The 21971-nt window shown below is 48.3% G+C and carries 17 protein-coding genes; 10 read left to right on the top strand and 7 right to left on the bottom strand.

All coding sequences use genetic code 11. From position 1 onward, the window contains the following. Positions 1-10: 10 nt before the first annotated feature. A complete protein-coding gene (locus L1285_RS07300; RefSeq protein WP_125716474.1) occupies positions 11-991 on the top strand; it encodes an ion channel in 981 nt (326 codons plus the stop codon). On the opposite strand, the gene L1285_RS07295 is transcribed toward L1285_RS07300, so the two are convergent. Next, a complete protein-coding gene (locus L1285_RS07295; protein ID WP_046005976.1) occupies positions 988-1635 on the bottom strand; it encodes an HD domain-containing protein in 648 nt (215 codons plus the stop codon). The genes L1285_RS07300 and L1285_RS07295 overlap by 4 nt on opposite strands. A gap of 83 nt (positions 1636-1718) precedes the next feature. On the opposite strand from L1285_RS07295, the gene L1285_RS07290 reads away from it, so the two are divergent. Next, a complete protein-coding gene (locus L1285_RS07290) occupies positions 1719-2909 on the top strand; it encodes a class I SAM-dependent methyltransferase (RefSeq protein WP_046005975.1) in 1191 nt (396 codons plus the stop codon). Positions 2910-2963: 54 nt separating this feature from the next. Here the strand turns inward: L1285_RS07290 and L1285_RS07285 are convergent, their stop codons facing one another. Then, the gene (locus L1285_RS07285) at positions 2964-4823 is read right to left on the bottom strand and encodes a S8 family serine peptidase (RefSeq protein WP_046005974.1); all 1860 of its coding nucleotides are present in this window, start codon (positions 4821-4823) and stop codon (positions 2964-2966) included. A 657-nt stretch (positions 4824-5480) separates the two neighbouring features. Between L1285_RS07285 and L1285_RS07280 the strand changes: the two genes are divergently transcribed. The 6 genes from L1285_RS07280 to L1285_RS07255 all read left to right on the top strand — a co-directional run bounded on the left by L1285_RS07280 (position 5481) and on the right by L1285_RS07255 (position 10646). Further along, a complete protein-coding gene (locus L1285_RS07280; RefSeq protein WP_235411597.1) occupies positions 5481-7043 on the top strand; it encodes a S41 family peptidase in 1563 nt (520 codons plus the stop codon). A gap of 209 nt (positions 7044-7252) precedes the next feature. Beyond that, positions 7253-7624 carry a VOC family protein gene (locus tag L1285_RS07275; RefSeq protein WP_235411595.1) on the top strand — a complete coding sequence of 124 codons (372 nt, stop codon included), beginning with the start codon at positions 7253-7255 and terminating at the stop codon, positions 7622-7624. Between the two features lie 188 nt (positions 7625-7812). After that, positions 7813-8109, top strand: a complete 297-nt coding sequence (locus L1285_RS07270) for an antibiotic biosynthesis monooxygenase family protein (protein WP_235411593.1) — start codon at positions 7813-7815, stop codon at positions 8107-8109. A 46-nt stretch (positions 8110-8155) separates the two neighbouring features. After that, positions 8156-8932, top strand: coding sequence for an alpha/beta fold hydrolase (locus L1285_RS07265; protein WP_235411592.1), 777 nt, complete (start codon positions 8156-8158; stop codon positions 8930-8932). A gap of 9 nt (positions 8933-8941) precedes the next feature. Beyond that, positions 8942-9934 (top strand): S66 family peptidase, encoded by a 993-nt coding sequence (locus L1285_RS07260; RefSeq protein WP_235411590.1) that lies wholly within the window; start codon positions 8942-8944, stop codon positions 9932-9934. A gap of 4 nt (positions 9935-9938) precedes the next feature. Next, positions 9939-10646, top strand: a complete 708-nt coding sequence (locus L1285_RS07255; protein ID WP_235411588.1) for a hypothetical protein — start codon at positions 9939-9941, stop codon at positions 10644-10646. Positions 10647-10706: 60 nt separating this feature from the next. On the opposite strand, the gene L1285_RS07250 is transcribed toward L1285_RS07255, so the two are convergent. The 4 genes from L1285_RS07250 to L1285_RS07235 all read right to left on the bottom strand — a co-directional run bounded on the left by L1285_RS07250 (position 10707) and on the right by L1285_RS07235 (position 16085). Beyond that, entirely contained in the window at positions 10707-11384 is a 678-nt protein-coding gene (locus L1285_RS07250) for a DUF4386 domain-containing protein (RefSeq protein WP_235411586.1), read from the bottom strand. Positions 11385-11525: 141 nt separating this feature from the next. After that, positions 11526-12662 (bottom strand): helix-turn-helix domain-containing protein, encoded by a 1137-nt coding sequence (locus L1285_RS07245; protein WP_235411584.1) that lies wholly within the window; start codon positions 12660-12662, stop codon positions 11526-11528. Positions 12663-12920: 258 nt separating this feature from the next. Continuing rightward, positions 12921-14198 carry a Xaa-Pro dipeptidase gene (locus L1285_RS07240; protein ID WP_235411582.1) on the bottom strand — a complete coding sequence of 426 codons (1278 nt, stop codon included), beginning with the start codon at positions 14196-14198 and terminating at the stop codon, positions 12921-12923. Positions 14199-14312: 114 nt separating this feature from the next. After that, complete coding sequence (locus L1285_RS07235; RefSeq protein WP_442960479.1) at positions 14313-16085, bottom strand: MFS transporter; 1773 nt, start codon at positions 16083-16085, stop codon at positions 14313-14315. A 75-nt stretch (positions 16086-16160) separates the two neighbouring features. Between L1285_RS07235 and L1285_RS07230 the strand changes: the two genes are divergently transcribed. Then, entirely contained in the window at positions 16161-18554 is a 2394-nt protein-coding gene (locus L1285_RS07230; RefSeq protein WP_235411580.1) for a hypothetical protein, read from the top strand. Positions 18555-18857: 303 nt separating this feature from the next. On the opposite strand, the gene L1285_RS07225 is transcribed toward L1285_RS07230, so the two are convergent. Continuing rightward, the gene (locus L1285_RS07225) at positions 18858-20741 is read right to left on the bottom strand and encodes a haloalkane dehalogenase (RefSeq protein WP_235411578.1); all 1884 of its coding nucleotides are present in this window, start codon (positions 20739-20741) and stop codon (positions 18858-18860) included. A 192-nt stretch (positions 20742-20933) separates the two neighbouring features. On the opposite strand from L1285_RS07225, the gene L1285_RS23850 reads away from it, so the two are divergent. Next, on the top strand, positions 20934-21965 hold the full coding sequence (locus L1285_RS23850) for a sensor histidine kinase (RefSeq protein ID WP_235411576.1): 1032 nt from the start codon (positions 20934-20936) through the stop codon (positions 21963-21965). Positions 21966-21971 lie beyond the last annotated feature (6 nt).

The raw sequence follows: 21971 nt of genomic DNA, 5'->3' as shown, positions 1-21971 counted from the left end.
CTGGCGCAATATGAACAACAAACCACTTTGCCAATATGAATCACCCGATGGCCATCAATGCCAGGAAATAGACATGGGTTCTGGCTACTGCTTTTGGCATGATAGCAAATTTGACAAAAGCGGTCTGGAGTTAACACAAAAATTGGAGCGCTATGCCAAGCGAGGTGGTCTCCTGCAAGGGTTAGAGTTAAAACGGGCCAATCTTGAAGGCCTTAATCTGGTTAAGTTTGACCACCACGAAGGCTACGACCTGTCGTACAGCAATTTTTATCGCGCCAACTTGCAAGGTGCTCACCTGTTCAACAATACCATCAAGCATGCGTCGCTGATGAAGGCGGATTTGCGCGACGCCAACCTGCACTGTTGCAAGCTTGAAAATACCAACCTGCTGGGTATGAAACTCGATAAAACCCGCATCGACAACCTCTACCTCGGCGATAAATTGTTGCAGGAAAAACAAGCCCATGAAGCCCTTAAACAACAAGACCTGGATGAAGCAAACGATCTATTTTTACAATCCGAAGAGATATACCGCTTGCTAAGAAAGGGTGCCGAGCAGCAAGGTCTGTTTGAAATGGCCGGGAAATATACCTACAGCGAACTGCGCATGCGTCATGCGCAGTACCCCAAGTTTTCCAAGCGCCGCCTGGTATCCTCTTTTGTTGACATGTTATGTGGTTACGGCGAGAAGCCCGAAAATGTGATCCGCTTCAGTTTAGGCATGATCATCGCCTGTGCTATCTGCTATTTCCTGTTCGGGATCAATTACAATGACGGGCTCATTCAGTTTTCCAGTCAGGCTTCCTGGTCGGATAACCTAAGTACTTTACTCAATTGCATTTATTTCAGTGTGGTCACCTTTACAACGCTTGGTTATGGCGACATAACGCCAACCGGCATCACCCGACTGGTCGCAACGGTTGAGGCGTTTACCGGTAGCTTTTCGCTGGCGCTGTTCGTCGTTGTCTTTGTAAAACGTATGACGCGTTAGTCGCAGATCCCAATCTCCCTTCCCAATTCGTGCAAAAATCCATGCATAAACTCAGTGCGCCGCTGGGCTTCTTGTTTTGCGGACTGAGTATGCATTTGCTCAGCAATATTCAGCAGCTTGATGTAGAAATGATCTAAGGTATATTTTTTGTCATCCGCTTCACGGTTTTGGCAAAATGGGTCATCGATATGATACATGTGTCTGGCAATAGCGCCGCCCACTTTCATACACCGGCTCACGCCAATTGCGCCTAATGCATCCATACGATCTGCATCCTGGACTACCTTGGCCTCCAGCGTATCTGGCGTCACATTGGCACTAAAGCTATGTGCCACAATAGCATGGTGCACAGCAGGCAACTTGTCTTTGGGATAATCCAGTGTCGATAAAAAGGCAACAGCCCTGTCCGCAGCCAGTTTTGAGGCAATGGGTCTGTCTGGGTGATTCTTCGCCACCGCTACACAATCGTGTAACCAGGCAGCAGGCAGCACAACCTCGAGATCAGCGCCTTCCGCGGCACACAATTGTTTGGCTGTTTTAACCACACGCAGGATGTGCGATAAATCATGGGCGGTGTCGGCAAACTCAGTGGTGAGCATAAAATCTCGGCATGCCGTTTCAAATTCCGTCATATTTATTGTCATTTATCCCTTAACCTTATGGTTCTGATTGTATGTTGTTAGTGGCTTCACTAAAATATCACCATTATCTACTGTAAGGAATTTATATGTCTTGCGCGCTGTATTTACAACCTGGCCGTGAAAAATCTTTAAAAAGAAAACACCCCTGGATCTTTTCTAAAGCAATAAAAAAAGTCAAAGGCAAACCTGCTCTTGGCGATACCGTGACCATTTATAGTCACGACGGTCAATACCTGGCCACAGCCGCATACAGCCCTGATTCTCAGATACGGGCCCGGATCTGGAGCTTTGATCAGTCTGAGCAAATCGATCAGTCATTTTTCGAAAGAAAACTGTCACGGGCACTTGCCGCGCGCGAGCAAGTTATCGAAGAAGGTCAGTTAACCGGTTTCAGGCTCTGTGCAGCCGAATCGGACGGTCTGCCGGGCATTACCATAGATAAGTTTGATAACTACTTGGTCTGTCAGCTGCTTAGCGCTGGTGCTGAGCGTCACAAAGGTGAAATCGTACAAGCGCTCAGAAGCCTGTTCCCCGAGTGCAATATTTACGAGCGCTCTGACGTTGATGTGCGTAAAAAAGAAGGCCTGGAGAAAACCACAGGCGTGTTGTGGGGAGACGAGCCTGAGGCGCCTGTTGTGATCATGGAAAACGGCTTGAAAATAGAAGTCGATATCAAGTCCGGCCACAAAACCGGCTTCTACCTGGACCAAAGAGACAGTCGTGCAGCACTGGAGCGCTTCTCTAAAGGCAAATCGGTACTAAACTGTTTCTGCTATACAGGTACTTTTGGTCTGTATGCGCTTCGTGGCGAGTGTGACGAAGTCATTAATGTCGATGTCTCACAGCCGGCGCTGGATACCGCCAAACGTAATGTAGAGCACAATGATCTAGACCTGTCTCGTGCCCAGTTTGTTAAGCAGGATGTATTTAAACTGCTCAGACAATACCGTGAGGAAGGCCGTCAGTTTGACACGATTGTGATGGACCCTCCCAAATTTGCCGAGAGTAAAGCCCAGCTCAACGGCGCCTGCCGTGGCTATAAAGACATCAATATGCTGGCCATGCAGTTGCTTAAACCGGGCGGCACGCTTTTGACCTTCTCGTGCTCTGGCCTGATGGAGCAAAACCTGTTCCAAAAAGTGGTCGCCGATGCGGCGCTGGATGCAGGTAAGGACCTGTTAATTATGGAACGCCTGAATCAGGCGGCTGATCACCCTATTGCTGGCTGTTACCCGGAAGGGTTTTATCTTAAAGGCCTGATCTGCAAAGTATATTAATAACCAACAAAAAGGCCGGTTGATACCGGCCTTTGTCGTTTACTCAACGAGTATTTAGAAGCTGCCTTGCAGGGTAAGGCCTGAGTAGCTGCTGTAGCCACGTACCATGATGTGGTATGTACCGCCATCTGTGCCAGAACTTAGAGTACAGGTTTCATTGTTGCCAGAACGATATGGACGACAATCGTAGTTATTGGTGGTTGGCTGAGTACCTTTACGCACATACAAGTCTGCATCACCTGAGCCACCTGAAATGCTGACATTTAGCGTCACATTGGCGGGGACTTCGATGGTATAACGCGTGTCTGTGTTAGTACCGCCAGACAAGCCCGTTACTGGCACGCCATTTTCAAGACAGTTGGCGCCACAGCCAGATGAATCACCGAATGTGCCTGTCAGTGTAGCACCTGAATACTGGCTGTAGCCATGCAGCATAACATACCAGTCACCGGCTGCCGGATTCGAGAATTCACAAGACTCATTGTTACCATTTTTGTATGGGCGACATGAATAGCTGCTTTGAGTGGGCTGTGAACCTTGTTGCACATACAGATCGGCATCACCTGAGCCACCCGCTAGTGTGAAGGAAACAGACGCTGCTCCGGCAGGCACTGCCAGCTTGTAGAAGGTCTCAGAGCCAGTCGCACCAGACGCTGTTACACCAACACCCGAAGTAAGCTCAGTTGGGCCCGGCGGAGGTGGTGGAGGTGGCGCATCACCTTCAAGCGTATAAAGTAGTTCATTCGGTGAACTTGCTTTGGCATCAGACACCGCACCTTTGGTACTTCTGCTGCTCAGCAGTGAATCAATCTGCGCTGGCGTCAGCGTAGGATCCTGGTCAAGATACAAGGCAACCGCACCAGCAACATGAGGCGCTGCCATTGACGTACCACTGATGGTATTCGTCGCGCTGTCTGAGTTATACCAGGCTGACTTGATGCTTGAACCTGGTGCATAGATATCCAGACAAGAACCATAGTTTGAGAAGCTGGAGCGACCATCACTGCTTGTTGTTGAACCGACAGTGATTGCGTCTGCTGCGCGAGCTGGCGAGTAGTTACACGCGTCGCTATTGTCATTACCGGCAGCCACAACGAAAGTAACACCAGAAGCAACAGCCGCATTAACAGCATCATCAACTGCCTGAGATACGCCGCCACCTAAACTCATGTTAGCAACAGACGGACCTGACGCATTATTCTTAACCCAGTCAATCCCTGAAATCACACCAGAGTATGACCCTGAACCATTACAGCCCAATACGCGCACGCCGACAACATTAACATTTTTTGCAACACCGTACTCTGAGCCACCGATAGTACCGGCAACGTGTGTACCGTGACCGTTACAGTCAGACGAGTCAGCATCGTTGTCAACAAAGTCATAACCATGGCTTGCGCGATTACCAAATTCACTGTGCGAAATACGCACACCAGTGTCGATAACGTAAGCAGTAACGCCTGAACCGTCAAAGTCATAGTGGTAGTTTGAATTTAGAGGCAATGCGCGCTGATCAACCCTGTCCAGACCCCAAATCGCATTGCTCTGATCGCCAGAGGCCTGCGGGGTAACTGTGACAATCTGATCTTGCTCGATGTAAGCAATGTTTGGATCTTTCAGCATTGCTTTAACATCGCCTTGTGATGCATCGACAACAACACCGTTTAGCGCACCGTTAAAGCGCTTTGCGACATTGATATTGTAAGCGTTGCTCAGTGCCTGTGCCTGTGTGCTTGCATAGTCAGAAATAGCCATAGCGCTTTGTGTATTAAGCACGGTTGGCGTTTTAAACACGACAATATACTTGCCAGGAATAGCTTTGCCTTGATCTGCAGTCAACAACTCGGCCTGAGCCATAGACTGTCCAGACAGGCCCGCCAGAATGGCAAAAGCCAGTGTGTTTAGTTTACGCATACTTGTTCCTTTTTTGTTGTTTGGTTAATTTCCAATCAAAATGTAGCGCATATGAAGAAAAAATAAACAACAAATTAGAACATTTATTTAACTATGTTTACATTTATTGTAAATCTAAATTTACATTAGTTTATTGATACTTTATGAATATTACTGTAGCCAATTGATTTATATGTTTTTATCTAAAATAATGCCGGTTATCACCCATTATCGGGACTATTCTCGTCACTGTGTCTTCCTGTTTTTCGTATTAAGGGATCCCCACGCGTGATGTTATCAGCCCAGATGACTTCTTTGAGTGAAAATGCTACACGTACTGCTGGGTAACCAATTACTCAAACTACCCGCTACCAGTGTAATTAGTGAGCGTGTTACATAGTACTATATTTACTTGAGCAGAGCTTGATTGAGTACCTGCACTACCCTGTTACAGCCGCTTGACAAAATTGACTTACTGATAATTTCCAAATAGGGTACATTATTAGTAGGCGTGTTTTCATTTTACGCCTTTAAGGAGACCTACATTGAGAACACAGACTAGGACGTCTGGCACGCTGCCCACGGATTATATCATTCCAACCTGGCGCTATGAGCCTTATTCAGGCTAGTTAAATTTTGCTCTGGTGGAGCTAAAAAGATTTCATTGAAAGGAATAAAATGAACAAACTTTCTACTAGTGTACTTTTTATATGTATCTATGTAATTTGCCCGCAGGTTGGTGCAAAGAGCTCAAAACCGGCCAGTGATGTCACTTATTGGCGGTCACAGGGATACGGTTACTTTATTAAAAAAACGCCAGCGAAGCTGACGTTTTATGACGTTACGCAATCGCATTGCCTATTAAACCGTGAAGAGTCGGGAGACTACGACCCCGCCAACTTGATCTCATTAACACAGGGCGCTGAGCTTCACTGGGAAACGTTACACCCGGTAAAGCTAAAACCTTTAAATCGCTTACCAGCCAACTGCCTGAATGCCGCCAACATAATGAATGCTGTCAGTAATTTTGATGTGTTCTGGCACACATTTGCAGAACACTATGCTTTTAGCCAAACAAAACAGTGGAATTGGGAAGCGCAGTATTCACAGTGGCGTAATAGGCTTAACAAAAACAGCAGCAGTGAAGAGTTACTTTCTGTCCTGCACGATTTAATCACAGCGCTACAAGATGGGCATGCGTATATCGTAAATATTGATGGTGAGACTCTGGCCATGTACGAACATAAATGGAATACATTCAGACGTGAACGCATAGACATACCATATAAAACACACATCGCGTCTGCCACACCACCAAAAATTAAAAGTCCGCAGTCCTTTTACCATTTTCTCACCCAACTACATCAAAAAGTGATTGAGCAGCACTTCATCGATGATTCGAAGAAAATGCATGACGCATTTTTGAGCGCTTCTCTACCTGACAATGTCCAATACCTCAGTATCGATCACCTTAGCGAGTTTTCAGATGGAAATACATTGGAAGATGACATGCGCGTCGTAGATGAAGTAATGACGGCTTTGTTGCCACAGTTAAGAAAATCAAATGGTCTCATAATTGATCTGAGGTGGAATTCGGGAGGAAAAGATCAGCTAGGCTTGCGGTTACTCTCTCATTTTATTAATGAACCCTTGGTAATAGGTTCCAAACGAACAAAAATACATTCAGGCTTTCTACCTGAAAACAAGATTAAAGTTTCACCTCAGCACCCTAAGCCTTACTTGGGGCCAATTGTGGTATTAACCAGCCCGCTGACAGTCAGTGCAGCAGAAGTACTTGTACTTGGGCTAAAGGCACGAGACAAAGTCAAATTGTTTGGTGAGCCGAGCAATGGCTCGTTTAGCGATACACTCGTTAAGCAGCTTCCTAACGGCTGGATTTTCACGCTTTCAAATGAGCAATACCTGGACATGGACGGCGTACACTTTGAAAGTACAGGGATACCAGTTGATGAGACATTCAAGTACCTGAATTGGGATGAACTTCTTGCAGGAAAAGACCCAGCTCTTTTGGCGGCACAAAGGTACTTATCAAAGGGCAAAACCTCAGAAACCTTAGGACACCGACCACGGAAAATTTCAGCGGAAATCTCAGGACACCCACCGCAAGCAACGCTATTGCAAAGACAACGGTATCAACGGGCAGCAAGTACGGGCCTTGCTTTGCATTCAGCTGCACCCAATATAAAAAACAATTGTGAACAGAATCAATTGTCGCTCTAATGAGCTTAATGATCACAGAGTACGACACCCGGTTTTTTGGACTTATTAATCCGGCCTGACTCACAAACGTAATGTGGTTGATACACCATGCTCTGAGCGGGCTGATAATCCAATGCCGTAGGCGAGTACAAACTTCCTGACTTCTTAAGGCAAGTTGACGCGCTCGTGCCATACTCAACAAAACCCCCTTAAAAAGGCGACAACTTAATATGCAGCTTAACAACCCAGTTAGATATTTTGAAATCCCGGTGGCTGACTTAGCGCGGGCCACCGCCTTTTATCATGCTCTATTTGGCTTCGAATTTGAGCACGCAGTGATAGATGATCACGATATGGCGCTCTTCCCTTCACATGATAATGCTGCGGGGATCACCGGTGCACTGGTGAAAGGAGACAGCTATGTGCCGTCTAAAGCTGGTGCAAGGCTATATTTTCATACTGAAGACATAGACGCCACATTACTCAAGGTTTTGTCATTGGGTGGAAAAGTCCTGTATCCAAAAACATCGATTGGCGGGTTCGGCTGGGTTGCTGAGTTTGAAGACTCAGAGGGAAACTGTATTGCTCTGCATGAAGAATAGGTGAGCCAGTTTACTCTTGTCGCAGCGGATCTTTATGACACCTGGTGTCAGTAGAGATAAGCCAGAGTGCATATCAGGCAGGCATCATGCCAGATTCAATGATAATCTGAACCCAGCCTTGCTCATACGGCAACCCAGACCCGCTTACCCATTGCAAGGCCAGACTATCACTGCATGGAGGATCCGCTATGTTCAGGGTTATTTACCAGTGGCAAGTGCCCACTGACAACATGACCGCCTTTAAAGCGGTATGGCAAACCACAACCGATACAATCCATGCCTCGGTTGACGGAGCATTGGGCAGCTTTATGCTGCAAAGCGCCGAGCAGCCCGACAAAGTGCTGACCGTCGCCAAATGGCGCTCACGCGAGGACTGGCTGCACTTTTGGGGCAATAGCAATCCGCAATCAATGCAGCGCATGCGCGAACTTGCCAAGCGCATTTCGGTAGAAACCTTCGAAGAAATCGAAGACAGAACCCGATAGTACGACCTACTTAATACAATATCCACGCAAAAGGACAGTAGTAACAATGAATAAGCAGTCAGCGTTTGCCGACATCAACGGCACCTTACTCCATTATGAGCAAAGCGGTATCCAGGATGGCTTTCCCCTGGTTATGATCCATGGCGGCCTGGGGTCGACACGCGACCTGGATGTCATCGCTGAGTATCTGAGTGACCACTTCCGCCTGATATCCATCGACTTAAGAGGCCAAGGAAAATCGCACCTTGGCAATACGGCTTTGAGTTATGCGCAGTATCAAAGTGACATACAGGCTCTGCTCAGTAAGCTGGAAATCACCCAATACGCCCTGTTTGGCTTCAGCGATGGTGGCATAGTGGCTTATCGTCTGGCTGCACAAAATCCGAGCCAGGTAATGCGACTGGTCACCTTAGGGTCATCCTGGCGCCTGGAGGAAAATGACCCTGCAATCGAAACTCTGCAAAGTCTCACGGTTGAGCTTTGGAGCGAGATGTTTCCCGAAGACGTTGCTTATTATAACACGTCCAATCCAGCGCCCGATTTTGCGGCCCTGGTTGCGGCTGTGAAAACGCTCTGGCTCGATACCAGCGAAACCGGCTATCCGTGCAACTTAGTCACCCAAATTAAGTGCCCAACCCTGATCATGCGAGGCGATAATGACTTTTTATTTTCTCTCGAGGAAGCCGTCGCGCTTAAAGCCCAGATAACGGATGCCAGCTTCGCAAATATACCTTTCGCCTCGCATGCTGCACACCAGGAGTTACCTGAGCTGGTAGGCCCTGTCATTCAACAGTTTTTTCTCACACCCAGCGGCACAAACTAAAGGATTGATATGAACATGCAAAGAAAAACAGCACGCATTGTTTCACCCAGCAGATCGGCCGATATTTTATCCGAAGAGACCACTGCGATTGCCATTGAGACACTTGCCGGGCTTAACATTCATTGTGACTTTGCAGAGCATTACAAGCATCGGGCGGTGACTACCGCCCAGTTAATAAGAGACAAAGCAAATGATCTCAACGATGCCTACGGCGACCCGAAAGTGGCACTCATTCTGAGCACCATTGGCGGCCACAATGCCAACAGAATACTCGACCACCTGGACTGGGAGACAATTCGCTCTCACCGCAAACCCTTGTGTGGCTACTCAGATATCACTGTGCTGCTCAATGCCATTTATGCCAAAACCGGCCAGGTGACTTATCTGGGACCCCATTTTTCTTCGTTCGGTATGCAGCAGGGCTTTGAATACACCCTCAGGCATTTTGAACGTGCACTGTTCGAAGGGACTGAGTATGCATTGGATGTATCGGCTGCCTGGTCAGATGATCTTTGGTTTATCGATCAAACCAGTCGCACCTTTTTCGACAACGCGGGACCGGTTATCGTCAACCAGGGCGCGTGTACGGGCACAATTTTGGGTGGTAACTTGTGTTCCTTTAACCTGTTACAGGGCACCCAATATATGCCCGATTTAACCGGAGCAGTGCTGTTTTTAGAAGAGGACAACCTGCTTGGAGAACTGACCCTGTCGGAGTTTGAACGCAATCTGCAATCTTTGTTATCGCACAAGGGAGCTGAGCACATTCAAGGCCTCATGCTAGGTCGCTTTCAAACAGACAGTAAAATTCAGCTCGACGACCTGATTGAATTGCTGAGCAGCTTTGAGCAACTTCACCACTGTCCGGTGGTATGCAACCTCGATTTTGGCCACACGACACCCATCTTCACCGTGCCAATTGGTGGGCAATGTAAAGTCAATGCAATTGGAGAGACAGTCACAATAAAAGTGTCTTCGTGCGTGTCAGGCTCAAAGGGATAAACGTATGTCGATTAGCTCAATTTCCACGGATGAGGAACCGGTTTTACACACAGCACAGAGTCCAGCTTTGCCATTATCCTTCTATGTGAAGTGGCTTTGGGCAGTTAGCTTGCTCATTTTAATGGGTTTTATTCCCAGTTATGTGATGCAGTTTTCATCCTTAACTCAGGCGCACCACTGGCACGCCGCGCTATCTTTGTTGTGGGTTGCTGGCATGCTCATCCAGACCACACTTATTCACCAACATCGCTTCACCTGCCATCGGGTTTTGGGATATTGGCTGCTATGCACTTTGCTGGCCTTTATTGGCTCTACCCTGTGGCTTTATAGCACGGTATATCAGGCGCGCATCAATACCGCCGCTATTTTCCGGCTTGTACTGAGCCTGGACTTGGTGCTTTTTCCAGCCTTTATTGTATTCATGTATAACGCTATTTTTCGCACCCAGTCGCCACATGTTCACGCCCATTGGATGCTCCTGGCTGCCGTAATGCTGTTACCGCCAGGACTGGGCCGCCTGATCCATGGCCTGTTTTTCTTCCCGTTTGATGCGCCGGTACGGTTTTTTTACGAGCCAATGGTTGCGATTACAGGGCTCATCCTCTGGCAGATCGGCTGTGCCGAACGGTGGAAATACCGCAGCACCAAAGTGTGTTTAGTGTTACTTGTCACGGCAACTGTGGCAAGTTATGCCGTTGCGTATTTGTTCTAATACCAAGCTGATACCAAGCTGATACCAAGCTAATGCAACGACATTTTTAAACAAGACTTCTTAGACGGCTGTTGTGGGTTGATGGCTTAAATCAAACCCTTTAAAAATAAGCCAAAGTGGCAATAACAACTCGAACAGGGCGCCAGGCATATACATCCATGAGCCGCCCGCACTGACATCAAAGAAATCAAACAGCACTTTCAGTAGCAACATGACATAACCCAGCAATCCGAGTGCTGACAACAAACGCGGGATCAGGCGATATTTAAACAAAGTAACATTGAGCAAAAATCCAGCTATCGCCAGTGCTATCATCCCCATCAAAAAACTGAAATAACGCTCCGCCTTTAGCCCACTGCCCATGATATATATCTGCTCACTATTTACGACAGAGCTGACAGCCAACTTATCTCCCATAGTAACAAAGGTCATCAGGATAACTGCACCGGAAATAAGCATCGCCGCTTCAATGACACGTCCGGCTATGTAGCCCATCGCCACCCGCTCACTGTACTGTTTGATTATGGGGTAAACCAGGATGGAAATACCGACCACCGCCGCACAGTTAATAAACTCCAGTAATGCCGCCAGGGCCAGAGTCGAGTCATGTTGCGCAGCCTGCATAAGAAAATCGGGCAACCTCAGCAGTGGTGATAAGATTGAGTCCGCATACATATACGAGCTGGTCGAGATAAGAAAGAGTAATCCGGCAATACGTGCCGCGAGTTGATGAGACATAGTTAAAACTCCCTTAGTGTAGGTGTCAGGCAATCTAAAAGTTGTCAGTGCCTGTGGCTTAATGTGATAACGCCATTGTCCGGGAGGAGAGTCTGGTTGTCGTTCGAATGGGCCCGTTCGAACTTTTTATTCATATAAGTTTTAGTTAGTTACAGTACTTTCTTGTTTGCGATATTGAGTTGGGGTTAGTCCTGTGGCTTTTTTGAATGCCGTGTTGAAGGTTGATTTTGAATTAAATCCAACGTCAAACTGTATGGTCGACACCTGACTGTCTGTACTTTTCAGCAGTTTTTCAGCCTCCTCAATCCGGTAGCTATTCACAAACTGAAAGAAATTGGTTTGCAGCAATTGTGACAGGGTTTCAGAAATATGGTTTTCACTGACCCCAATGACACTGGCAAGTTTATGCAGTGACAAGTCTTCTTCCATGAACAGCTGCTCGTCTTTCATTACCCTTTCCAGTTTGGCAGCAATACGTTGCATTCGATCTAAACTCACCGTTGAGGTGCGAGGCTGCTGGGCACGCGGCTCTGCTTTATCTGAGGGTGCCAAAATTGCTTGATTAAGTGCAAGATAAGCGAATGCCAGTAATACACATGCCTCAAAAATGGGTAATACCACGCCCTGCCCGAACCAGCGCCAGCCAAAAAATACTGAGATATAGCTGATGGCATAACACAACCACACTAGCCCCCAGAGTAATAAGATGACCCCAAACCAATTGACAGATCGCGATTCAATCTCGGAAAAACGCTCCATGAGTTGTTGGCGGTGGCGGGCATGAAGCTTTAATGCGCTGAAAAAGTAAACGGCGGTGTAAAATACAAAGATCTGTGTTGCAGCAAAGCAAGTGAACAGAGCCAGTTTATAATGTTCTGGGTGACGGGTTGCGGGGTTTGCAAGCGCCAGTTTCTCGGCTGAATTCAGACCGGTAACAAACGGCAACATCACGGCTATCACCAACACAGGTCCCGACAGCGCTAACAAATAGTGACGTTTCGAAAACTCAGGATTGGGAGACATAGTTGCACAGGCATAAAAATACAGGGCGGGCCCCAGCAGCACACGGACAGGAAATTGTGCACCGACCAGCCAGGGAACATGCTGATACGCGCCTGAGTACACCACCAGTTCACCACAAACATGAATGATCAATAAGACCAGCAGCGCTATCAGGCAGGTCGTTTGCATTTGCCTGGGTTTATTCACCGCCTGTAGTAACGCCAGTGCCAGCACTCCCAGCATAGTGGCGTAAATCAGTGTGCCCAGTACATCCATTTATCATTCCCCAGAAAAACACAATTCAAGTTGCACGGCGCTGTTTCCATTTTATTTTTGACATTAGACCGCCATGCGAGTTTGCTGCTTATTATCGTTTTGCTATTATCCTGCGAAAAACGACCATTAACAATCTGCAAGTGATTATTTTCAATTCAATTGTCGGTAAGGTCGCTTGTTCTTTGCAGTCATTAAAACTTGGCAGGAAAACCAAACATACCGGCGAGATACCGGTATGTCTGAGGGTAAACGGCATGCTTACTGACGTGTATCCACTTCGACTTTGCCGTCTTTAATTACCAGGGTGACGGTTTCCATCACCTGGATGTCTTCCAACGGATTACCCGGCACAGCAATGATGTCGGCCAGCTTGCCCGGCTCCAAAGAGCCTAGCGTGTCCTGCATTTTGAGCAGGGTTGCCGAATTGATGGTTGCGGCCTGTAGTGCCTGCAATTCGTTCATACCAAATTTAACCATACGGCTGAACTGCTTACCATTTTGACCATGCGGATAAACGCCACCATCGGAGCCAAATACCATGTTAACGCCGGCCTTCACGGCTTTGCTAAAGCTGGCGCGCTGGGTGCCGCCCACTTTACGCTCTTTATCAAGGCTTTCGGGTAAGATACCGGCTTTTTCGCCTTCACTCAGGATATATTCGGTATTATAGATATCCATAGAAAAGTAGGTGCCATGCTTTTTGGCAAGCGCAATGGCTTCGTCATCTAAAAAGCTAACATGCTCTACCGAATCAACCCCGGCACGGATAGCAGACTTGATACCATCGGTACCATGTGCGTGTGCAGCAACGGTTAACCCACGCAAGTGGACTTCTGCCACCAGCGCCTGCATTTCTTCAAAAGAATACTGTTGCGCCCCCACCTTCGTTCCTTTAGACAGCACCCCACCGGTTGCACAGAACTTGATAACATCGACCCCGTATTTGATGTTTTCGCGCACTTTTTGCCTGACCGCCCAGGGGCCATCGGCTACGCCCGCTGCTACAACCTTATGTTCATGAGTAAACAGGTTATTATCGCAATGCCCACCGGTGATCCCAAGCGCCGGGCCCGAAGCGAAGATCCGCGGTCCTGGCACATCGCCGTCATAAATTGCATCTCGTAGTGCCAAGTCGGCATAACCCGGTGCCCCCAGGTTGCGCACCGACGTAAACCCGGCTGCTAATGTACGTTTGGCATTACGCACACCGGTAATTGCCGAGCGCGGGGCCGTGCGCTGCAGACGTTTATAACCATGTACTTGTGCATCTCCGGTCAGGTGCACGTGCATATCGAATAAGCCTGGCAGCAAAGTGTGCCCGGCAAGGTCAATCACCGTTGCATCTTGCGGGTGTGCCTTACGATTGGTGCGTGACACCGACACTATGGTGTTATCTTCAACCACCACAGTGGCCGGGCGGATCAATTTACCGCTTTTTACATCCAGTGCAGCATCCGCATTGAGTACCAAAGTATCGGCAAAAGCATTGCCGCAGGCCATAAGGACAGCGGCAGTGATCAGAGTTGTTTTCAACATATTCGCTTCTTTTTTGTAGTAATTAGTCGCCTCAGTCTAGCCACGGCAAGCTGATAAAGGCAACCAATGTGCGACTAAGTGTTCCCCGTAGAAGTTTCGAACCTGCACCCATGGTTATGCAACCTGCTCTGTTGGCGCTTGCAGCGCTGACTTTTGGATCAAGTAACGATTAAACAAGAACAAGGCGATGGCGGTCACTAAGGCAAGCGCACCGAACAATGCCCACATTAAATCGGGTCGGTTTTGCTGCTGTACCAAAGTGGCATAGCTCCAGCCAGATAAAAACCCGGCAAACAGAAAGCCCAGCGCCATAGAAACAAAATAGTAACCCATATATAAAGCCGCCTGAGATGGCGGCGCAATGCTGGCGACATATTCCTGGCTCTTCGGAGAGGTCAGCATTTCACCCAGTGCAATCAACAAGATCACGGTCACTATCAATGCCCCTCCTGTTGCAGTCAGCTCTGTGGCCATCAACCCAAACGCACCACACATCACCGCTAACCCGGCGGTCAGAACATAAAATGGCTTGATCCGCTGGCACAAGTAGCTGACCAGGATCTGTAGCAGTACAATGGCCGCAAAATCCAGATTGATCAGATACTCAGGGTTGATCTGCCGATAAATCAAGAGCTCGTTGGTAAGATCCTGAAGCTGCGCGCTTGACAGCATTACCGATGCAGACAATTGTGCCATCAGGGCGTTGAGTTCTGCGACTGGCACATTAACTTTGAGGTGTACCCACTCCAATCGCAGTGCTTCGGCGGTTGGATGAGTGCCTTCATGCAACTGAGCATGTAGTGCCTGAATTGCACTTTGCAGCTGACTGCTATCAACATATGCAAAGAATGCAACGGCATCTTCGCCAAAACAAGCGATAAAGTTCAGTAAGTCGCGGGTGTCCACATAATCTCGAATAAACAAGGGCAAGGTGTAAAATAGCTGGTTATACACCGTCCAGAACCCGGCAATGATGGCCAGATAGAGTGCAAAGCGCACATTGCTGATCCGCATTGGTTGTACCCACCAGGATGCGTTTGCTTTCGTCACTTTATGTGCAATGCGGTCCCAGATCAGATTAACTACCAGCCACACTCCGATCAGCGTAAACGCCTGTCCATAGCTCAGCACCTCAACGCCGGAGCACATCAGCAGGACAACGGCAACCAACAAGGTTAGTGCAAAACGGCCATTACCCAAGACTGACTGAGCTTCTGTCAGTACACTACCCAGCGGGGCTTTTTCCCGTTTAAGGCTGGGCGGGTCGCGGTAAAACCACAAAACAGGAATAAAGTTGATCAGGATCCAGCAGGCCGACATCATAAACACCGCATCCCAGCTGATGGCCCTGAGCGCCCCGGCAAGTAACGGGCCCAAAAAACCGCCTATGTTCACCATAGTATAAAAAATACCAAAACCCAGGCCACGATTACTGTCATTGGTACTATGAGAAATGGTGCCGACAACAACTGGTTTGAAACACGCCGCTCCCAGCGCAACCAGGCTCAGCGCCGCAAAAAACGGCCAGAAACTTTGCGCCTGACCCAGCAAATAGTATCCAGGCGCCATGATGGCAAACGACAGTAAAAACATTTTCCGGTAGCCCAGCTGATCGCCCAGTGCTCCCGTTAGTACAGGCAACAGATATAAAAAAAAGGGAATGATCCCCTGCACAGCGCCACGCTCCAGATCGGTAAAACCGACGCCTCCTTGTGCGCTGGGTGTTGTCATGTACACAGACGAGACAGCAAAAAAGCCATACCAGGCTAATCGTTCGAATATCTCCATCAGATTTGCGACGTAAAAGGCACGGCTGAATCCCGCTTTGCGAGTATTAACAGTCTGCGCCCCGGCGCTGGACTGACCGGGCGGTGAGCTTATAGACATTGACTTAGATCCTATTGATTATTATTGTATACAATATACATAAAACACAAATAAGAGAAAGTCAAAATGTTACGTATGAGTTTAATTGCGCTGGCACTGCTGAGCGGATGTCAGTCGACGGAAGGTGTGAGACAGCAACACACAACACAACAGTCAGCACAGGTGGCACAAGCCATTCCAAGCCCGGCCCAGATGCGCGTGGATATTGACGTTGCCGGCAGAGTCAGTACCTTGAATCATATCGACATTGCTTATGTGGGTAAGCAAATTCCGCGCACCTACAGCGAAGGAAAAATTACCAACAGCCGCGGCTATCACTGGTGGGTAAGCAAGCACTTTGCACTGAAAAGTGACCTCAGCGAAGACAAAGTGCGGCTGTATCTTGAGTTGCTTGAGATGTCTTATCCCCATTATGTTGAGCTGTTCGGTATGGCGCCTGCCAATATAGATAAGCAGCGAATTGCAGTAGTGTATGGCAGCTCTCGTGAACGGGTGCGTGAAGCCATGCTGGACGACGGTTTTCTGCGCGGCGTACACAAAACGGCCGGCGGTGAAACCATGTACTATAACCGGGCCGGATATAGCTTCCCGAGCCACAGGCACCACCATCAGCGTTATATTGTGATCCACGAAACCATGCATGCCTTTCATATGGCGTTGAATGGCCACTCAACCTGGGCGCCAAATTGGATCACTGAAGGTATGGCCGATGCCATAGCCAGTCATACTTATGACAGCGACAAAAAACAGCTCAGAGTGATGGTGTTCGACCGTGCGCCAATGAATTATCAGTCACTTGGGCTGACACAGTATCATGAAAATGCACAGCCCAGCTTTGAACAAATTAATGATGACCCACAATTACACCGTGGCCTTAACTTTTTTATTGTGCACTTTTTGTTAAGCGATCCTATACGTTATCAGTATTTTAAACGTTACCTGCGCACCCTGATGGCACTGAACCCGGACTCTGACGCCACTTTGCCAACAGCCAATAAATTACTCAAGCGCACCTTTGCTGACTGGCCACAGCTAGAGCGCGACTTTGCTCAGTTCGTGAAATCTGCCCAGCCGAGCTTTCATATTGTGCGAGGTCCATGGGAGCAAAATGGGGCTGGCTACTGGTTGCGAAGCAGTGACGAGAAAAACCTGCAACGCCTGGACATTACCCCAATGGACAACGCTACCCATTCGGTCTTAGACTTTCCGGCGCCTGACCCCCACCCTGCTATTAATCCGCTCAGCAAAGATTCATTCGCAGCTTTATTGTCTCTGCAACCAGAACAAAGGAGCCGGGGTGACATTGGTATTGGTTTGCTAACCAAACTTAGCAAAGACAGCCTTGCCCAACGTGCTGGATTGACTAAAAAAGCTGACTTTACTCAGGATCAGATGTTACAAATACTGCTTACAGATGGCACGCGACTATCCGTCATTGACACAACCAGCGGCACCACACAGGAAGTTGCCCTCACGCCTTCAATGCTCAATAGTTTAGCGCAAACCTCGCAACTGGGTCTCAATGTGCGTACCACCAGTTCGGGGCTGGAAGTTGAGCTTAAATCAGCTGGCAGCACACAAACCCTTACCTTTACAGTGCCTGACAACGTATTGAACACAATCAACTTTCAACACGTCGCCCTGCTGGGTCGCAACATGAATCATACTGTTACGCCGTATCTGTATGGTCATACCTATAATGTACCAGAACTGGAATTGGCCACTGCGAACCCCTGGTACTTTGCAGGTGCAAATCTGGTACACAGAGCCTTCAATACCTGTGTCACGTTTTCGGCGCAACTCCCGGGTTGTATGGCCACACTGGCCACTCAGCTGGCAAAACAATCCGATCAGAGTCTGCACGGTGCACTGAGCGCGAACTTACAAAGCATGCTCGAAAGTTGGCAACAGCAGCTCTCTGATGACGCGTTGTATTCGCTCAGTGGCATCGAACTGGCGTTACGGTTTGACGGTGATACGCCTTTTATTTCAGCACATAACCCCAGCCAGCAAACTGCCGAAGTTAAGCTTCACAGCGGCAAAGCCTACTCTTTGCCGCCAGGCAGACACAAACTGCCGTTGTCGAAAACCCAGAATCAAGCAGACTACACGCTTAGCTGGCAAGGTCTAATGCAGACGGGCCAAATCACTTTGGAAAATCAGCGCTTTGATGGCGTGTATTTAAATGCCCAGCTTAGCAAAGGCAACTCAGATCTACAGATCAGTCTGACCGGACCCTATTCCGGAAACACCCATGGGAAACTGTCGGTACAGTTCCTTCCCTACCAAAGCCCGGCAGTTCAGCCTGCGCTTTGGGAGCAGGACATCCGCATTTCTCCCTATGAGAAAAAGCACTGGCAACCGCACTTACGCCAGTCTGAAGAGCTCAAAAACGGAGTACTGAAGGTCGTCGCCGTATTGGACGTAGACGGAGAGCCTATCAAACTGGTGGAAAGCTTTAAGCTCTAGAAAAGCCAGGGGTGCAGGTCAGCATTATTTGCACCCTTTTTATACCAATTTGCTTATTAATGGTGACGTGCTTAATTCTCGAAATGCCATGCGTGCAATTAAGCATAATAAGTACTCAGCTATCATAATGCGGCTGTCTTATACCTGTGAGTTTGGCAAACACCCACAACATGACAATGCCAAAGTTAGCAACATCATTATGTGGAACTTCACCCTAAACTGCAGCCGTGCTGCAACGCAGGGAGAAATTCACACATGTTGCGCGAGTGGTCACCTCCCATTGCCAGGAGATGACCGGGGTGACTACTGTGCAAGCTGATAGCTATTGCCCAACTCATCCTGTAATACATAAGCAATGCCGTCAACGGGCGTCATATCAAGCGACTCCGTCAGAATTCGGCTTGAAAACTGCCAGCCTTCAGGCAAGTTAAGCCTGTCTCCCAAATGCGCCAGGTCATCCATTTGCAATGAAGGGTCCGAAATACGGCTGAATGACTGCATCACAAAGACCTGCCCCGTATTATCGGTAAGCTCATAAATGCGTCTGCCTTTGTAGAAGTGCCAGGTATTACTTCTCGAGACTTCTCCCGCCACATAAGGTATTTGCTCGCCCTGCGCCACACTCATGTCAGCCGTGGTTAATAAGCGCATTTTTACATCGCCGAATTGGCGAACCTGCGTATCCGAGTCCAGCGTAATAGTGTCACCCCCCCGACTTTCATCCACCACAAAAAAACGCGGACCATTGGGGATTGCGCTCAGTGCACCATACTGCTCTGCAACCTCACCAAAGTCGATGGCATCCCACTTCGATTGCTGGCACATATCAACACCCGGCGTGCCCCACACCTGCGCCACCACCCTGTCATCTTCCTGATAAGGCAATAAGATCTCACAGTAACGCATATTGTAGCTTGGCCCGCCAGTAACCAGCGGCGCTTGTGGCGTGGTTGTTTGCATAAAGTTTAAAAAGTGCAGCGCCAACTCCTCGCCTACATCATCTTGAATAAAGTGACCTGCCTGAAAGCGCCTGTGATCTGAGCCTTCGGCACCGGGTACATGGTTAATCCATTTGCGCTGATTGGCCTCACTACCTAATCCTTTGTCATATTCGCCCGCATTAAACATAAACGGATTATGATAGGCACCTAAAGTTTGCCATGCCGGTAAAGTTTGCATTTCTATGCCAGAGAGCATGGATGGAAACGCGCGAATTGCGGCTTTATATTGCACATTGGGATAGGGCGCGTTGTAAGCCGTTACCTGGGCGTCACTCAACTCTATCGCCGAGAGCTTTTGCACCACATCCCCCGCCATTAACTCTGGTACACTGGCTGCGTAATCTATCCACTGCTGAAATCCTACGATTGGATCGCTTGAACGTGAATCAAAAAATGTGCCGGCATCCGCCGTAAGCGACCCATCTATGGCAAAATCAGGCAATTGAAACGGGTTTCCACCTGTTGGAAACATAGGCATATCTCCGTTCGCTACCACAATTCTGGCAAAACGCTCAGACATATTACCAGCCACTCTAAGTCCGATAAGGCTGCCCCAGTCTTGCACAAATAAATTAATGTCGGTGAGTTGCAGCTTGTTGATAAACGCCTTAGTCCACGACACATGGTGTTCATACTGGTGCGCGGCAACATTAAGTGGCTTATCCGACTTACCCATCCCCATATTATCAAGCGCAATTACCCGATAACCCGCATCGGCCAGAATAGGGATCATTTTACGATATAAATACGACCAACTTGGCTGGCCATGCAGCATCAGCACCACTTCGCCATCTTGCGGCCCTTCATCTACGTAGTGCAGTCTGAGCCCTTCTACTTCCAGATAATTTGCGGCAAAGTCGTAGTCGGGTAAATCATCAAAACAGGCATCCGGGGTACGGATAAACTCCACGCCTTTGCTGGTGGTTGACGTAGTAATATCAGCCTGTAAACAGGCGTCACTTAGTGGGCCGGTGGCAGGCTTTGATTCTGAGTGGCTGTCCGGGTTGGCAGATGAGGTACCTTCAGTAACCTCCTGAGTCACCGTTTCTTCTGCGCTGGTTTGTTCATCGTCGCTATCGCTACATGCCACTAAAATGCTGCTTAACAGGCAGACCCCAATGGCCTTGCGCAACGTGACAACGGTCTGCTTTAGCTTAAATTGTGTTTTTCGGGTGTTGTGAACCATCTTTGTTTTCCTTATGTATCAGATAACAATTGCTTGTTGTGTTGAGGCATAGGAATATCACTGCAAACGGATGCAACCTAGCCGGTTGTGCGCAGATGGTGTAAAAGTCTGTCTCAATGGTGCTATGGCGGCATATCATCAGGATAAAATTGCCTGTACCATTGAACAACTCAATCACAGCCGGAACCCCGAGTGAATTCAGCGCATACAATACCGAACCAGACCGGGCTTTATAACAAAAGACAAACTCAGACCTGGATATTTTTACTGATCTGGCCTGGGCTCAATATCTTACTTTTATCCAGTGTGTTGCTACTGCTCGACCAATTCACGCTTCTTTTATTTGCACAGGTCGTCGTAAAAATATGGGGAGGGTTTTGTGCCGGTTATTTACTCTTTAACCTATTTGAGTGGGTATGTGCGCCGTTTTTACCCGCCAGTTTTCGTCATAATACTTGGTTGCTCAGGCCTTTTTCCATTATTCTGCTGTACGCACTAATGGGGCCAATCGTCACGTTACCAAACGCAAACACGGCCTCTCAGGTCACATTTTTGCCTGTCATTATTATGTTGCTTGAGACATTTGTTTACATCGCTGTCATGCTGATGTTCAAACAACAAGCGTATCACTTTCAGTCTCAATTGCAGGCGCAAAAAGCAGAACTACAAATGCTGAAAATGCAGTCTAACCCGCACTTTTTGTTTAACACCCTTAACCTGATCGCCAGTGAAGTGACTCAAGACCCACACAAGGCAAAAGGGCTCATTTACGACCTCAGCGACCTGCTGCGTCATACCATTCAACTTGCCAAGCATCAATTTATAGCGCTGGAACAGGAGCTCAAACTGGTCGAGCTTTACCTTGTTTTACAACAAAAAAGGTTTGCAGACCGACTCACGTTTGACTTGGATTGTCCAAGCGAGTTAGACCCGCAGCCGGTGCCATCTTTGCTGTTGTTACCCTTGGTTGAAAACGCCGTTAAGTACGGCATTGCCCCATATGCCCATGCGGGCCATATCAGTATCATTGTTGAAGCAACTGCCCACACTCTGCTGATTGAAATACAAGATACCGGCACACCTTTTGAAGACACCCAGGTGATCCCGGGCGAAGGACTGCGTATTACACAAGACACCCTTGCGCTGCACTATCAAAACGCCGCCACGTTTAAGCTTGTCTCGTCCGATGAAGGCACCAGCGCGTTTATCCAGTTACCCAGATAAATAACC

The organism is Pseudoalteromonas sp. DL2-H2.2, assembly GCF_021532535.1.
In the GTDB taxonomy this organism is placed as follows: domain Bacteria; phylum Pseudomonadota; class Gammaproteobacteria; order Enterobacterales; family Alteromonadaceae; genus Pseudoalteromonas; species Pseudoalteromonas rubra_A.
The sequence above is the reverse complement of the archived record's forward strand: the minus strand, read 5'-3'. Positions and strand labels throughout refer to the sequence as shown.

Bases quoted from the DNA above. Each gene is read 5' to 3' on its own strand.
- L1285_RS07300 (WP_125716474.1), top strand. From the start codon at position 11: ATGAACAACAAACCACTTTGCCAATATGAATCACCCGATGGCCATCAA.
- L1285_RS07295 (WP_046005976.1), bottom strand. From the start codon at position 1,635: ATGACAATAAATATGACGGAATTTGAAACGGCATGCCGAGATTTTATG.
- L1285_RS07290 (WP_046005975.1), top strand. From the start codon at position 1,719: ATGTCTTGCGCGCTGTATTTACAACCTGGCCGTGAAAAATCTTTAAAA.
- L1285_RS07285 (WP_046005974.1), bottom strand. From the start codon at position 4,823: ATGCGTAAACTAAACACACTGGCTTTTGCCATTCTGGCGGGCCTGTCT.
- L1285_RS07280 (WP_235411597.1), top strand. From the start codon at position 5,481: ATGAACAAACTTTCTACTAGTGTACTTTTTATATGTATCTATGTAATT.
- L1285_RS07275 (WP_235411595.1), top strand. From the start codon at position 7,253: ATGCAGCTTAACAACCCAGTTAGATATTTTGAAATCCCGGTGGCTGAC.
- L1285_RS07270 (WP_235411593.1), top strand. From the start codon at position 7,813: ATGTTCAGGGTTATTTACCAGTGGCAAGTGCCCACTGACAACATGACC.
- L1285_RS07265 (WP_235411592.1), top strand. From the start codon at position 8,156: ATGAATAAGCAGTCAGCGTTTGCCGACATCAACGGCACCTTACTCCAT.
- L1285_RS07260 (WP_235411590.1), top strand. From the start codon at position 8,942: ATGAACATGCAAAGAAAAACAGCACGCATTGTTTCACCCAGCAGATCG.
- L1285_RS07255 (WP_235411588.1), top strand. From the start codon at position 9,939: ATGTCGATTAGCTCAATTTCCACGGATGAGGAACCGGTTTTACACACA.
- L1285_RS07250 (WP_235411586.1), bottom strand. From the start codon at position 11,384: ATGTCTCATCAACTCGCGGCACGTATTGCCGGATTACTCTTTCTTATC.
- L1285_RS07245 (WP_235411584.1), bottom strand. From the start codon at position 12,662: ATGGATGTACTGGGCACACTGATTTACGCCACTATGCTGGGAGTGCTG.
- L1285_RS07240 (WP_235411582.1), bottom strand. From the start codon at position 14,198: ATGTTGAAAACAACTCTGATCACTGCCGCTGTCCTTATGGCCTGCGGC.
- L1285_RS07235 (WP_442960479.1), bottom strand. From the start codon at position 16,085: ATGTCTATAAGCTCACCGCCCGGTCAGTCCAGCGCCGGGGCGCAGACT.
- L1285_RS07230 (WP_235411580.1), top strand. From the start codon at position 16,161: ATGAGTTTAATTGCGCTGGCACTGCTGAGCGGATGTCAGTCGACGGAA.
- L1285_RS07225 (WP_235411578.1), bottom strand. From the start codon at position 20,741: ATGGTTCACAACACCCGAAAAACACAATTTAAGCTAAAGCAGACCGTT.